Annotated in this window: 11 protein-coding genes, 2 tRNA genes and 1 pseudogene; 4 read left to right on the top strand and 10 right to left on the bottom strand. The window is 43.9% G+C overall.

Annotation, left to right across the window (positions count from 1 at the left end):
* Positions 1-42 precede the first annotated feature (42 nt).
* Positions 43-119, bottom strand: a tRNA-Arg gene (locus JMX82_RS03410).
* A 187-nt stretch (positions 120-306) separates the two neighbouring features.
* Positions 307-396 (bottom strand) — tRNA-Ser (locus tag JMX82_RS03405).
* A 356-nt stretch (positions 397-752) separates the two neighbouring features.
* Here JMX82_RS03405 and JMX82_RS03400 point away from each other — a divergent pair.
* Positions 753-1,559: a hydroxymethylpyrimidine/phosphomethylpyrimidine kinase gene (locus JMX82_RS03400; protein ID WP_201539475.1), complete on the top strand. Its 807-nt coding sequence runs from the start codon at positions 753-755 to the stop codon at positions 1,557-1,559.
* Positions 1,560-1,662: 103 nt separating this feature from the next.
* Here the strand turns inward: JMX82_RS03400 and JMX82_RS03395 are convergent, their stop codons facing one another.
* The gene (locus JMX82_RS03395) at positions 1,663-2,232 is read right to left on the bottom strand and encodes a YggT family protein (protein ID WP_045452679.1); all 570 of its coding nucleotides are present in this window, start codon (positions 2,230-2,232) and stop codon (positions 1,663-1,665) included.
* Positions 2,233-2,364: 132 nt separating this feature from the next.
* Positions 2,365-3,198: a pyrroline-5-carboxylate reductase gene (proC, locus tag JMX82_RS03390; RefSeq protein ID WP_201539474.1), complete on the bottom strand. Its 834-nt coding sequence runs from the start codon at positions 3,196-3,198 to the stop codon at positions 2,365-2,367.
* A gap of 218 nt (positions 3,199-3,416) precedes the next feature.
* Between proC and JMX82_RS03385 the strand changes: the two genes are divergently transcribed.
* On the top strand, positions 3,417-3,929 hold the full coding sequence (locus JMX82_RS03385; RefSeq protein ID WP_201539473.1) for a GNAT family N-acetyltransferase: 513 nt from the start codon (positions 3,417-3,419) through the stop codon (positions 3,927-3,929).
* A gap of 50 nt (positions 3,930-3,979) precedes the next feature.
* On the opposite strand, the gene tilS is transcribed toward JMX82_RS03385, so the two are convergent.
* The 3 genes from tilS to ppx form a co-directional block, all read right to left on the bottom strand.
* Positions 3,980-5,581 carry a tRNA lysidine(34) synthetase TilS gene (tilS, locus tag JMX82_RS03380; protein ID WP_201539472.1) on the bottom strand — a complete coding sequence of 534 codons (1,602 nt, stop codon included), beginning with the start codon at positions 5,579-5,581 and terminating at the stop codon, positions 3,980-3,982.
* A 230-nt stretch (positions 5,582-5,811) separates the two neighbouring features.
* A complete protein-coding gene (locus JMX82_RS03375) occupies positions 5,812-6,615 on the bottom strand; it encodes an acetyl-CoA carboxylase carboxyltransferase subunit alpha (RefSeq protein WP_201539471.1) in 804 nt (267 codons plus the stop codon).
* A 227-nt stretch (positions 6,616-6,842) separates the two neighbouring features.
* Positions 6,843-8,369 carry an exopolyphosphatase gene (gene ppx, locus JMX82_RS03370; protein WP_201539470.1) on the bottom strand — a complete coding sequence of 509 codons (1,527 nt, stop codon included), beginning with the start codon at positions 8,367-8,369 and terminating at the stop codon, positions 6,843-6,845.
* Positions 8,370-8,827: 458 nt separating this feature from the next.
* On the opposite strand from ppx, the pseudogene JMX82_RS03365 reads away from it, so the two are divergent.
* Positions 8,828-9,166, top strand: a pseudogene (locus JMX82_RS03365) (Mpo1-like protein).
* Positions 9,167-9,185: 19 nt separating this feature from the next.
* Here JMX82_RS03365 and JMX82_RS03360 read toward each other — a convergent pair.
* The 3 genes from JMX82_RS03360 to JMX82_RS03350 form a co-directional block, all read right to left on the bottom strand.
* A complete protein-coding gene (locus JMX82_RS03360; RefSeq protein WP_201539469.1) occupies positions 9,186-10,934 on the bottom strand; it encodes an AMP-binding protein in 1,749 nt (582 codons plus the stop codon).
* A gap of 281 nt (positions 10,935-11,215) precedes the next feature.
* Positions 11,216-12,517 (bottom strand): glutamate-1-semialdehyde 2,1-aminomutase, encoded by a 1,302-nt coding sequence (gene hemL / locus JMX82_RS03355; RefSeq protein ID WP_201539468.1) that lies wholly within the window; start codon positions 12,515-12,517, stop codon positions 11,216-11,218.
* Positions 12,518-12,628: 111 nt separating this feature from the next.
* Positions 12,629-12,982 carry a zinc ribbon domain-containing protein YjdM gene (locus tag JMX82_RS03350; protein ID WP_055123598.1) on the bottom strand — a complete coding sequence of 118 codons (354 nt, stop codon included), beginning with the start codon at positions 12,980-12,982 and terminating at the stop codon, positions 12,629-12,631.
* 325 nt (positions 12,983-13,307) lie between these two features.
* Here JMX82_RS03350 and JMX82_RS03345 point away from each other — a divergent pair, with 325 nt between their 5' ends.
* The gene (locus JMX82_RS03345; RefSeq protein ID WP_201539467.1) at positions 13,308-14,081 is read left to right on the top strand and encodes a YgfZ/GcvT domain-containing protein; all 774 of its coding nucleotides are present in this window, start codon (positions 13,308-13,310) and stop codon (positions 14,079-14,081) included.
* The last annotated feature ends 1 nt before the right edge of the window (position 14,082 follow it).

Raw genomic sequence — 14,082 nt, 5'->3', positions numbered from 1 at the left:
TTTAAGGTTTCTCTAACTGGGTTAAAGAAGTGATTATGCAAATGGTGCGCTTGGAGAGATTCGAACTCCCGACCCCTTAGTTCGTAGCCAAGTGCTCTATCCAACTGAGCTACAAGCGCGTACTTTGCACATCATTTACTGCGTTGTTAAGAAACAATTGCAGCAAATTAGGTTGGTTATTATATAGATAATTTCGCTTGTGTCAACATCTTTTTTTATTAAAATCAAAATAGTTTTTGCTTTAATAAAACAGAAGATTATTAACGCTTTTATGCTGCGTCACTACTCTACTAAAAACCGAATAAATGGAGGTGAAGGAGGGATTCGAACCCTCGATACGCGCAAACGTATGGTTCCTTAGCAGGGAACTGGTTTCAGCCACTCACCCACTTCACCAAACGATGTAAGACTTTTTAAGTTCTAAAAAATAGTATTATTGCTGATAATACGTCTTATCCCGTGGGCGATTATTATAGCAAAGCCAAAACGAATTGCAAGCACTGTCTACAAATTTAATGCAATTTTTATCATATTTATTTATTTATATGGTTTCATAGCCTCTTGAGCAGCTCAAATATCAATAAAAACTAGTAAAAACGATGTTTAAGTTAGTCAGCACGCTTTAGGTTGTTGTTAATTGATTGATTAATGGATGGATTGTCTATGTACCATCTCTCACCTACTATGGCTTTTTTAGCAGTGGGTGTCTATAGTATTTGTTACTCATTTTAGATTATGTCAAAGGAATTTTTATGCGACCAGTGGTACTGTGTTTTTCAGGATTAGACCCCTCAGGCGGCGCTGGATTACAAGCGGATATAGAAGCCATCGGTCAAGCAGGTGCGCATGCTGCCATTGCTTGTACAGCTATTACCATACAAAACTCGCAGCAAGTCTTTGGTTTTGAAGCTTGTGCAGCAAATTTGGTAAAGGATCAGGCCACCGCAGTGCTCGATGATTTGCCTGTTGCAGCTATTAAGTCAGGTATGTTGGGTACGACTGATAATATCGCTATGCTGACTCAATTGTTTGCCGAGCGCCTTATCGCCGCTGATACGCCATTTGTATTAGATCCCGTATTGGTTGCCAATAGTGGTGGCAGTTTGGGCGATGAAAAGACGCTCGTTAGCGCATTTAGGAAGCTGTTACCATACGCGACCCTTATCACACCGAATACTCATGAGCTACGCGCATTAAGCGGTGAGCAAGACTTACATATTGGCGCGCAAAAACTATGCGCCCAAGGCACCTATGCTGTATTGGTAAAGACCTCACATGACTTTGATAGCGGCGATATAGAGCAGTATTTGTATATAAAGGGTGAGATGGTACATAAAAGCACCTTGCCGCGCTTAACGGGCGAATTTCATGGCTCTGGCTGTTCACTTGCCAGCTTTATCGCTGGGCGCTTAGCAATGGGTGATGCGCTTATCGATGCAGTAAGGGCAGCAGACAGCTGGATTACCCAGACGCTGCGTGCCGCTGATGCACCGCACCCTAATAATGAGCAAGCCCAATTAATACCCAATCGTTTTATAGACTTTCAGCATAACCTCTAAATAAGCAATAAAAAAAAGGGCGCTCTATATCTCGTAGAGCGCCCTTTTTTAGATAGCTATTGGTAATTTTAGCTAACAGCTTTCAAGTGACCATTAATCCAGCTCAACCCAACATTGGCATGAAGCTCGCGGCAAAGCCACCAATAAACATCTCAAGCAAAATAAAAGCAATGAAGGCGACCATTGGTGATAAATCAATCATGCCCAAGTTTGGCGTGATTCGACGAAATGGTGCCAAGATTGGCTCCGCTAAATCGACAATGATACCAATAATCGGATGCTGAGATTGGGTAAAGACCACAATCCAGCTGACAATGATGGAACCAATGACGAGATAGCGACACATACGTAAAAAGTCTAATACCAAGCTGATAGTACCAGTAAAAAATAACGGTACAGGAGCGATACCTTTATGGGTCAGTGCTGCTTTTCCAGAGATATCGATCAAACGAATCAAAAACATCAGGACGATAGCCGCAATACTGATACGCCCTTGCCCGACGGTTGGAAAAATACGCCCAAACACATCGACAATGTGCGTTGCTTTATAGGCAGGCGCAATCATGGGGTTGCTGGCATCCATCCCTGCAAATTGCAGCATAAAGCGAATAAACACCAACATCATGGCGAAGGTGGTGACCAAATCAAAGATTTGAAATAACATGTTGTTCATGAAGTGCTACTCAATGTGACATTATTAACAGGTTTTGGGATGACGACTGTCATTACTTGGTAGTGGTGCTTGGTATTACAGCTCAGGCGCGTCATTCGCTTTTAGCAAATAACGCGCCTGATATAGGGATGATTATTTACTCATCTCTTCACTCAAGGCTTGGCTACGGTCATAGCAGGCCTGCATAGCCTCAACGATTTGACCACCGATATCATTGGCTTGCATTGACTCAACGGCGGCTTGGGTTGTCCCATTTGGCGAGGTGACCTTGCGACGCAATTCAGCAGGTGCATCCTCACTATTCATCGCCATCTTTGCCGCGCCTAGCATGGTTTGCATAGCGAGCGCTGAAGCCTGCTCTTTATCCAAACCTAAAGCCACTGCCCCGTCAATCATGGATTCAATGAAGTAAAACATATACGCTGGCGCTGATCCTGATACGGCGGTTACCGCATGCATATGTTCTTCATTATCGACCCACATGACCAATCCTGATGCTTCCATCACCGCCGTTGCTAACTGCTTTTGTTCAGCAGAAATATTATCAGTACCGTACAGACCCGTTGCGCCCATTTGAATCATTGCAGGTGTATTTGGCATCGCACGGACGATATTGTCATAGCCATGCAACATGTCAGATAGAAGCTCAGTCGACAAACCTGCTGCCACTGAAATCACCAGCTGCTTGTCTAAGACATCCGCAAAGCTACTGACCACCGCTTTCATCACTTGCGGTTTGACCGCCAGCACCACAATGTCAGCATCGATAACGGCAGCTTTTGCATCAGCAGTTGGATCCACCGTGTTCAGTCCTTTAGCAGCCAATTGCTCGCGTGCTTCACCGCTAGGATCAGCAACGGTAATTAAACTCGGTTTGACACCGCAGCTGACAAGCCCGCTAATCAAAGCCTGCGCCATATTTCCGCCACCGATAAAGCTGATTTTCTTATTATCTAATACTGACATACATGTCTCCTATTCAAAAATCCAAAGGTATTCAAACTAACATAATGATAGGTAAAATGACACTCAGTTTACCATACTGCTACTGGCATCGTTTGATAAATTGACGGCATCTAACCCGGCTGTAAGCTCCGTTGAATCACTTAATTGCCATGGACTATGGCACAACCAAACGGTTAGATTAACAAGGGCATTATATAAAATCAGTGACGGAGAGTACTATGTTTTTCATTCGTAAAGCCAACCCAGAGGATTATGCAGACATTGCTAACATTCATTTCAAAAGTTGGCATGCCGCCTATTTAGATTTGCTACCAGTGTCCTATATCAATGATAAAAACAACTTATTTAATAAGACAAAAATGTGGCAGGAGTTAATGGCGCATCCTGACGTTATTGTCTGGATAGCATATGATGCTTATCATCATAATTTGGGGTTTATTGGCTACTTCATTAATAATAAAAATTATGAAATTACCACGTTGTATGTTTTGCCCGACTACCAAGGATTGGGTATAGGCACTCAATTAATGACAGCATCATTACAAGCCCTCTTAGAATCTCATATCCATGCCCATTTTTATTTATGGGTATTAGCAAACAATGTGGCTGCTATTGATTTCTATCAAAAATTTGGCTTTGTAGGTAATGGCGAAAAGAGTGAAGAATGCTACAAAAGCACGCAAATAATAGATATCAAAATGGTTAGAAAACTTGATGCTCTGATGGCTTGATGACCTAGCCCTAGATAACCTGACCTCCTAAAAGGCTTAGGTTACAAATATTAAAAAGCGTTATTGATGCTTAAACTGTTTCTAATAGCACTATTTCTAATAACATTGCTTCTAATAGCACTGTCTAAAACGCCAATATTTTCTGTCGTGTCTGTTAGCGATCTACTCGTCCCTAGTATCCAGCGCTCAAAAGGTGAAACCAGCAATAATGGCCACTCTTTATTCTGCTGTACGGATACGGCACTGACCAACACCAAACTCTCTCGCAACCATACAGGCACGCCAAGCGTTTGATATAGTTTCTTGCCCACTTGTGGACGTGATGCCAATGCAGTTTGCACACGCTGCTGACGACCTAATGGTGCAAAGGTAATCTTAAACTTCTCATCACCATCTTGGTCGCTGTCTAATAGCTCTGCTAAGGCATTTGGCATCATTTGCACTTGCCAAATAAAGTTATTATCCCTGCGTAAGGTAACTGATATAGGCTGGGCAGCCGCTGAATCAGCATCAGCATCAGCATCAGCCACAACAAAATCAGATAAGGGTTGAATCTGTTTGGTAAGCGGTAATGCTAACCACTTGCTCCACTCACTGCTCAAACGGTAAAGCTGCTGACGGTAGCGGCAAATCGTATAGGACTGCTTACGAGCTTGCCAAAAAAGCGCCGTTTGGTGATCAGGATCTTCACGTCGGCTTAGCATAAATACATCATCGACCAGCTGCTTAGCAGGCGGTAACGGTTCATCTTGACCGAGCCAATGATGCAATAGTTGGCGCTGACGATAAATGGGTAATGCTTGTAGCTTGTCTATATTTAGCACACGCTGGGCAGACGATAGCTGTAATGATGCTACCTCTATCTGCTGTAAATCTTCTGCCGCTTGTGCATTGATTATTAATTGGGCATCACGCAATAGCTGTGCGCTACGGGCGATATTGTCAATGACATTAGAATTATAGGTCGCCAATACGGGCATGATGTCAAGGCGTAGCCCACTACGTACATTCTCGCCAGCATCATTGGTTGGGTCATCGATATAAGGGAGCTTTAGGCGCTGAGCATAATTGCTGATGTTGGCGCGTTTGACCGTCAGCCAAGGTCGCCATAATGCCATACGTTGTGCGCCCTGCGTTTGGATACGCCACGGCTGCATACCCGACAGACCATTCACCCCAGCGCCTTGTATCAGCCGCATCAGCACCGTCTCTGCTTGGTCATCAGCATGATGCGCTAAGAGCAATACATCATCTTGATTGAGTTGCGCTCGCATGACATCATAACGAGCTTGCCTTGCAGCTTGCTCATCATGACCATTCACTTGCGCACGTAAAATCCGACACGGTATCTGCTGCACTGCTGCCCAATGAGCGACATGCATCGCCCAAGTCTCACTATCTGCTTGCAAACCATGATTCACATGCAGCAATTGTGGCAAAAATGGCAACTTACCTTGGCGATAGAGCTGCACACACAGCGCAGCCAATGCTAATGAATCACGACCACCACTACACGCCAGCCAAATCCGTCGACCGTGCAGCTGTTCACCATATTCAGCCATACTGCTCAATAATGCTTTTGCCAGATCGGCATCGACAGGCAAGTCTGCGATTGGCTTCATAGGATGCGAGAGGATTGCACTGCTGGTCATAATCAGCCTTATTTATTTAGCATGCATACATGAATTGACATATAAATGAATCTGCTCATACGTCAGCTACGACATCAGTTACAGCGTCAGTTAGCACCTATATTAACAGCCACAAAAAAACGCGCCATAAAATGACACGTTTTTATTTTAGCATTAAGACTCAGTCTCTAATATGAAAAGCTTTGTGTCCATGAATAGAGGCTTTGTAACAGAGGTGTCATAGCGACCAATTAAGCAGGCAACATCACTTCTGAGTTAAAGGTTTTCAGCTTCTCATAACGCAGCTCACAACGCGCGTGTGCGTCTAAATCTTTAATCTCATTTAACTGCTCAGCAATCAGTGCTTTCAAGGCGATCATGACAGGCTGCGGCTTGATATGTGCGCCTTCACCTTCTTCAATGACGGCATCAATCAGCCCCATCTGATATAAATTAATCGCATTTAATTTCAAGGCTTCACTAGCATCTTGTGCTTTTTCAGCTGTTTTCCACAGGATAGAGGCACAGCCTTCCGGAGAGATAACCGAATAAATACTATTTTGTAGCATATTGACTTTGTCACCAACGCCAATAGCCAACGCTCCACCTGAGCCGCCTTCACCGATGATAGTCACGATAATAGGCACTTTTAGGCTAGAAAAAACAGCGATACTTTCGGCAATGGCTTGCGCTTGTCCGCGCTCTTCAGCGCCGATACCCGGATAAGCGCCTTGGGTATCGACAAAGGTCATCACAGGGATATTAAAACGCTCAGCCATTTTGACCAAACGAATCACTTTGCGGTAGCCTTCAGGATTGGCCATGCCAAAGTTATGAGCAATACGCTCACGGGTGCTGCGACCGCGATGTTGACCAATTACCATCACAGGCTGACCATCAAAACGCGCCAGACCACCAAGAATGGCTTTGTCATCAGCAAAAGCACGGTCACCGTGCAGCTCATCGAATTCGGTAAACAGCTGATTAACATAGTCCATAAATAATGGACGCTTGGCGTGCCGTGCAAGCTGCACACTATCCCAGACAGTGCTCATAGACGCTTCCCTTTAATAATTATACTTAATGTATTTATGTTTAAGAATAATATCGTTATCGATTTTTAGATAATGAAAGTACAGTTGTAAACTCAATAGAAGCTATAGTAGCACATCTTAAATGGCATGACATTACTGACAAAGCCGCTTTTGTTACGTTAATCTATAGCATACTCATTACAATAGTAACAGCACCGTGTTGATCGCTCAGTACAAACCAGCGCTATCTAGCCCTCAACCACGCTCAGCGTCACGCCCCATTTAGCAAACTGCTCAATCTCAGTATGCAAATCGGGCAATAAGAAAGCATAGTGCTCGCTGCTATCGGCAACGGTGATTTGCCAGCAATGATCATCCATGGCTTGTAACTGTAATGCTGGTAATTCATAATCGCTGCGGCTATGATGCGCCAGTACGGCTAAGCGTAGCAACAGGCAAAGATAAACGAGCTGATTACCACCGATAGTACAGGTCTGCTCTAACATATCAGCCTTGAGCTTACGACGATGATTGAGCATCAGTTGTGCCATGCGCTTTTGATCGACTTGCGAAAATCCTGGAATATCAGAATACTCAAGTAAATACGCGCTGTGCTTATGATAACTACTATGACTGATGGCCAATCCTATCTCATGCAAGAAAGCCGCACGTCTGAGTAAATCACAATCATCATTGGTAAGGGCGAGCTGACTCTTCACTTGCTCAAATAAATGACGACTGGTTTTCACCACTTGTTTGGCTTGTTTTTTGTCCCCTGAATAACGCTTAATCAGCGCCAGCACACTGCGGTCACGAACATCTTCGCTAGCAAAGCGTCCAAGCATGTCGTACATCACACCTTCACGTAATGCACCATCTGAGTAAGTAATGGTATCTACACCCAGCACTTTCATGACTGCACGCAGTACCGCAACGCCTGCTGGGAAGACGGCTTTGCGATGTTCCTTAACGCCTTCTAAATCGATGTCATCGACGTTGCCAATTTTAAGCAACAGTTTCTCTAACTTTTTGACACCTTTATAAGTGATGCGCTCTTGCTCATCAGCCCAGCCCTTAGAGACCAGCACATTACGTACCGCTTTAATCGTCCCACTCGAGCCAACCACACTACTCCAGCCCAATTTTTGATAACGACCCTGAATCGCTAACACTTCTTTGCGAGCGGCTGATATCGCATTATTAAAGGCTTCTTTAGTGATTTGACCATCGGCAAAGTACTTCTGGGTAAAGGCGACACAGCCCATCTGTAAACTCTCGGTCAACAGCGGATCGAACTCTTGACCAATGATAAACTCTGTCGAACCGCCACCAATATCGATGACCAAACGCTTGTCACTACTGGCATTGGTGTGTGAGACGCCCAAATAAATCAAGCGCGCCTCTTCTCGTCCCGCGATAATCTCAATGGGTTTCGGCAATATTTTATTGGCACGGGCAATAAAGTCATTGGCATTTTTGGCTTGACGTAAAGCGTTGGTCGCAACCACGCGAATGCGTTCGGGTGGTACCGAATCCAAACGCGCCACAAATCGGCTCAAACAGTCGAGACCTCGCTGTGCAGCTGCCGCACTTAAGATATTATTCTCATCCAAGCCTGCGGCGAGCTGGACTTTTTCAGACATAGAAACGACTTTTCGCACCTCACCATGGTCAAGACGCGCAATGGCCAGATGAAAACTATTGGAACCGATATCAATGGCTGCCATCATTTCATCATCAGCAAGCGGCGGATTTGTAAGGTAGTCAATAGGCATAAGAGGAATCGTTACCGTGTTGGATAAAAGGGAGAGGATATGCGCTAAAAATCAGATGATTGGGTCATATAAACATCGTAGCTGCACCAAATAGAGCCATTTACGCAAAGCGGCTCACGTATTTGACGTAACTTTCGCCATTAAAGCATTTATGCCAAACACTGGCAAGTGACCCAAATGCTAATTAAGCAGCAAGCGCATCATCAACAAAATAACAAATGCGCCATAAACATCCATTGCTTGTGTTAAGGATAGCGTTTTGCTACATTAAAAACGACCAATATTATAATAAATAACAGTCACTTAATGAGCGCCAGCCGCTTTATTAAAACAGAAAGCCCCCTAATATCTATACTCAAGAAACGATTAGCAAGGAAGCTAAACAAATGAATCAAACGACCACACAAAACACTACCAAAAACGCCGATGCTCAAGCGGTCAGCAATGCTAAAAAAAACATGATGACAACCGTCAGCCCAACAAAGCAGAAATTTTATGACTTCTATTTAGCTGAACATCAAAACATGGCTTGTCGCCGCTTACATTTCGCCGGTAGTAGCTTTGGCTTATTGGGACTCGCAAAGTCGGTCAAAACTGCTTCGCCAAAACCATTACTCAAAGGCATCGCTGCTGGATATGCTTGCGCTTGGGTCGGTCATTTTTTCTTTGAAAAAAACAAACCTGCCTAGTTCAAATTTCCTTTAAAAAGCTTTGCTAGCGACTTTCGTATGTACAGTGATGTCCTACGCGGTAGACTCAGCTTAAAAGACCGTAAATTTGATAAAATCGGACGATAATAACTCGCCACTACCTCAACTAACGTAAAGACTTACGTAATATTTTTCCTACCGCAGTTTTGGGCAATTCATCGATAAACTCGTATGACTGCGGGCGTTTATAACCTGTTAAACGTTCGCTTGCGAAGCTTTGTAACTCTTCTACCGTTAGGCTCAACTCCTTTTTAACCACAAACGCTTTGGGTACCTCGCCGCTGTGCTCATCTGCAATACCAACCACCGCGACTTCAAGTACTTTCGGATGCTCTGTCAATGCCGCTTCCACTTCGTTTGGATAGACGTTAAATCCTGAAACCAGTATCATGTCTTTTTTGCGATCCACCAGCGTCAAAAATCCATGTTCATCAAGCACACCAATATCACCTGATTTAAAGTAGCCATCCTTTGTAAAAGTATCTGCATTGTCTCGTTGCCAGTAACCACGCATGACCTGCGGACCTTTAATACAAACCTCGCCCCGTGTACCTATTGCACAAGCTGCACCCTGTTCATCAATGATTTTAATATCCATCATCGCAAGGGGCAGACCAACGCTACCGTTGAAACGATCTATACCAGGTGGGTTAAAAGAGATAACTGGTGCAGTTTCGGACATGCCGTAACCTTCATTGATAATCATACCAGTGACTTGTTGCCACTGATCAGATACGGCTTTTATAATTGCGGTGCCGCCACCAATAGATAGTGCCAAGCGACTAAAATCAAGGTTGGCAAACTTTAGATGATGCAGCATACCAATAAATAAGGTATTAACCGAAGGAATGACATGCGGACGATGCTGCTCGATGATATTGACTAATCCATCGATATCACGCGGATTGGTGACCAGTATGTCTTCCCAGCCGCCATAAATGCCTAGTAAGCCGCAAACGGTAAATGAGAAGATATGATAGAGCGGCAACGGATTGAGTATTTTGATCTGCTCGCTACGACCCGCTTCAATCGCATGACCAAACATCGCATAACACTGACAAACATTGGCCATAACATTGTAGTGCGTGAGCATCGCGCCTTTTGGCTTTCCGGTCGTGCCACCCGTATATTGTAATAAAGCTAAATCTTCACGCTCGATAGTAACAGGCTGATATTGCTCAGCGTGGTATGCACTCATAATATGGGCAAAGCTTATATTATGCTCTGAGATATCGTTTACAGCATTATCGGCTGTGGTTTGGTTGGTTTGATTGAATTGACGAGTAGTATCGGCTGACGGTTCAAGTTGGGTAAGCAAAGCAATATCGTTATCAGCAGGTGCAGCATTCGGATTGACGGAACAATGTACAACCAATGACAGTTGCGCTTTGACTGCATCATCTAACTGATCGTAAGCAGAGGTCATACCATCGAGGACAATCAGCACACTAGCTTGAGCATCCGTCAGCTGATGCGCCAATTCATAATGGGTATACATCGGATTGACATTCACCAATACCGCGCCTGCTCGCAGACAACCAAGTAACACCACGGCATACTGCAATATATTGGGTAATTGCACAGCGACACGATCGCCTTTGCTGATGCCTTGTGCTTGTAAAAAAGCAGCAAAGCGGCGGCTGGCAATATCCAATTGTGCAAAGGTAAGGGTGGCAGGCCCCATACTAAAAGCCACAGAATCACTATGCTGATCTATCTTGGGTTGCAACAAATCTAGCAGGTTGTGCTTTCCCTCTAATACATCTAAATTATTTCTTATTCCATATTTCTCATATGAGGCTTGCCATAACGGTGGCGTATTACTGCTAGGCATATCATTAGTGCTTGTAGTCATCAGTTGGCGTCCTTGCTCAATTGTCTTGATTCATCTCAGAATAGCATAATTTATTGTTTATTTTGCAATCACCCAAAGAAGGAATTGTCTTAGCCTTGGTTTTTTCATTTATGCAGTCATCGTCAAAAAATCTTTATCTCTTATAGTAAAAATCACAAAAGGATAAATATTGGACACAAAAAAAACCAGCATGATTTCTCATACTGGTTCTTGTAAGTACATATATTTTAAACAGGTCTTAAATAAACAGGTGTTAAATAAACAAGGTCCTGAATAAACAGTTACGCTTTTGCCATTTCTGCAAAAATCTCGTCAGCGGCTTTAATCGACGCATCAATATCTTCATTGCTGTGTTTAATTGACATAAAGCCTGCTTCATAAGCAGACGGTGCCAGATAAATACCGCGATCGAGCATACCATGGAAGAACGTATTAAACACCGTCATATCGCACTCTGTCACGTCATCGAAGTTCTTTGGCGTGTCAGTCTCATTGTCTTTCACAAAGAACATGCCAAACATACCGCCCAATTTATTGGTACGCATGTTGATGCCGTGTTTGTCAGCTGCCGCTTCAAAACCGTCTACTAGACGATCAACTTTCGCTGCTAACTCATCATAAAAACCATCTACGGTTAAGTCTTCAAACATCGCAATACCCGCACGCATCGCGAGTGGGTTTCCTGATAACGTACCAGCTTGGTAGACGCTGCCGAGTGGCGCGATACAAGACATCACTTCTTTTTTACCACCGAAAGCACCAACGGGCAGACCTGCACCGATGATTTTACCAAAGCAGGTCAAATCAGGATCAATGCCGAAATGTGCTTGTGCACCACCCAGACCAACACGGAAGCCCGTCATCACTTCATCAAAGATCAGCACTGAACCGTTGGCAGTACATTCTGCACGCAAGGTATCATGGAATTCTTGGGTTGGAATGACCATATTCATGTTGCCAGCGATCGGCTCTAAGATCACGCAAGCGACTTCTTCGCCCCATTTCTCAAAGCAATCTTTAATCGCTTGTGGATCATTATAAGGAATGGTAATGGTGTGCTTAGCAAAATCTGCTGGCACGCCTTTTGATGTTGGCTCACCGATATCAAGCATGCCCGAACCTGCTTTTACTAATAAGCTATCTGAATGACCATGATAACAGCCTTCAAATTTAACAATTTTGTCACGTTGGGTATAACCACGAGCCAGACGAATTGCACTCATGGTCGCTTCTGTACCGGAGCTGGTCATACGAATCATCTCAACACTTGGGACAATTTCGCAAATTTTATCGGCAACAGTCGTTTCAAACGGCGTTGGCGTACCAAAACTTAAACCATCATCAGCCGCTTTTTTGACTGCATCAATCACTTTAGGGTGTGCGTGTCCCAAAATCATTGGGCCCCAAGAGCCGACATAATCGATATAAGCATTGTCTTCGGTATCATAAATTTTGCTACCGTTAGCACGGTGCATAAAAATAGGCGTGCCACCAACACCAGCAAAGGCACGGACGGGCGAGTTTACGCCGCCAGGAATATGTTTGCGGGCTTGCGCAAATAGCTGTTCGTTTTTAGTGCTCATCATTATTCTCTACTTATTATTTCTTTAATATTGATTCTGTCTTATTTTATTAAAAATAACCTTGCGGCTTGTTGTTAATGCTTAGCAGATTTTTAAAGCACATTTAATAATTTATGCTTTTTTAACAACAGATGATTTAAGCTTCATTGGCCCAAAGCCATCAAGTTTACAGTCAATATCATGACCATCAGAGGCATCGGGCAGCAGGCGAATACCTTTTGCTTTGGTACCAACTTTAATAACAATCGATGAACCTTTGACTTTTAAGTCTTTAATCACGGTGACGGTATCGCCATCTTGCAGCTCATTACCGACCGCATCACGAATGACCGCGTCTTGCTCTTCAGCTTGCGCCGCATCGGTTTCAGCCGCAGTCCATTCATGAGCACACATGGGACATACCAGTAACGCACCATCTTCGTACGTATATTCAGCATCGCATTTTGGGCAATTGGGTAAGCTCATAATTTCCTCGTCAGCCGTGATAAATTGGGTGTATTCTAGAGCTAACATTGTACCGTAACTCGCCAGCTTTAACCAATCGCTTCGCTTGTAAATGCTGTGCTGTGACTAATTGATAGATTCGCTCATGTCTTGCAGCGGACGTTTTTTATCACACGGTGTTTTGTGGTACTCTGCTTTAACTAAATTTGGTTTGATGACCATGTACTTTTAGATGGTAAAACCTCAATATTTACTTTATCAATTACTTTAATAACTCAGTATTCACCACAATATCTGAGGCTATGGCTACTGATAACGATAGCGACTTATGAATAGGATAATAATAATGACTCAATCAAACGTATCAACCCTCTCATCAACACTGCCACAATTTGTTCAACTAACGATTCAAGGTGAAGATGCAGAAAAATTCTTGCAGGGGCAGCTAACCTCTGATGTCACCAAGCTCGGACTCAGTTATCAAGCAACGGCGCTTAGCAATTTAAAAGGTCGCATTGATTTTGGTTTGTGGATAAAAAAACAAGCCGAAAAGTATTATGATGTGGTTATCAGTGCCGATTGTGCTGAGGCTTTTCAAGCCCATTTAAAAAAGTTCGGTGCCTTTTCAAAGTTTGACACCAGTACGCCCGCGCCCATTTATCCTTGCGTGCTTGATGACGTGCCAACTTTTAGTCATAAAGAGGAACATAATACGCCAGCCGATACCCAAGCGTGGATGCAAGCGAGTCTTGCCACTGGTAACTATTGGATAGTTGCTGCAACCCAAGGTCTGTTTCAGCCACAAGAGCTGCGTCTGCATCAGCGCGGCGGTATGGACTATGACAAAGGCTGCTATCTTGGTCAAGAAGTGATTGCCCGTATTTATTTTAAGGCAGCGCCAAAAGCGTTTTTACATTATGTCAGCGGCGCAGGTGACGTGCCAGCAGCCGGTGACAAGCTAGAAAAAATTCATGTGGTTAATGCGATTACCGATGACACTATTAATGGTAATGGTTTTAAAGCATTGGTCGTTGCCCGTCCAGAGCATTTAGCCGATAGTGAGCTTACGATATTAAACTTACCGCCAGCGCTGCAAGCCGATGTTGCGCGTCAAAAATAGT

It is taken from the genome of Psychrobacter sp. 1044 (assembly GCF_904846525.1).
Taxonomy (GTDB): Bacteria; Pseudomonadota; Gammaproteobacteria; order Pseudomonadales; family Moraxellaceae; genus Psychrobacter.
The sequence above is the reverse complement of the archived record's forward strand: the minus strand, read 5'-3'. Positions and strand labels throughout refer to the sequence as shown.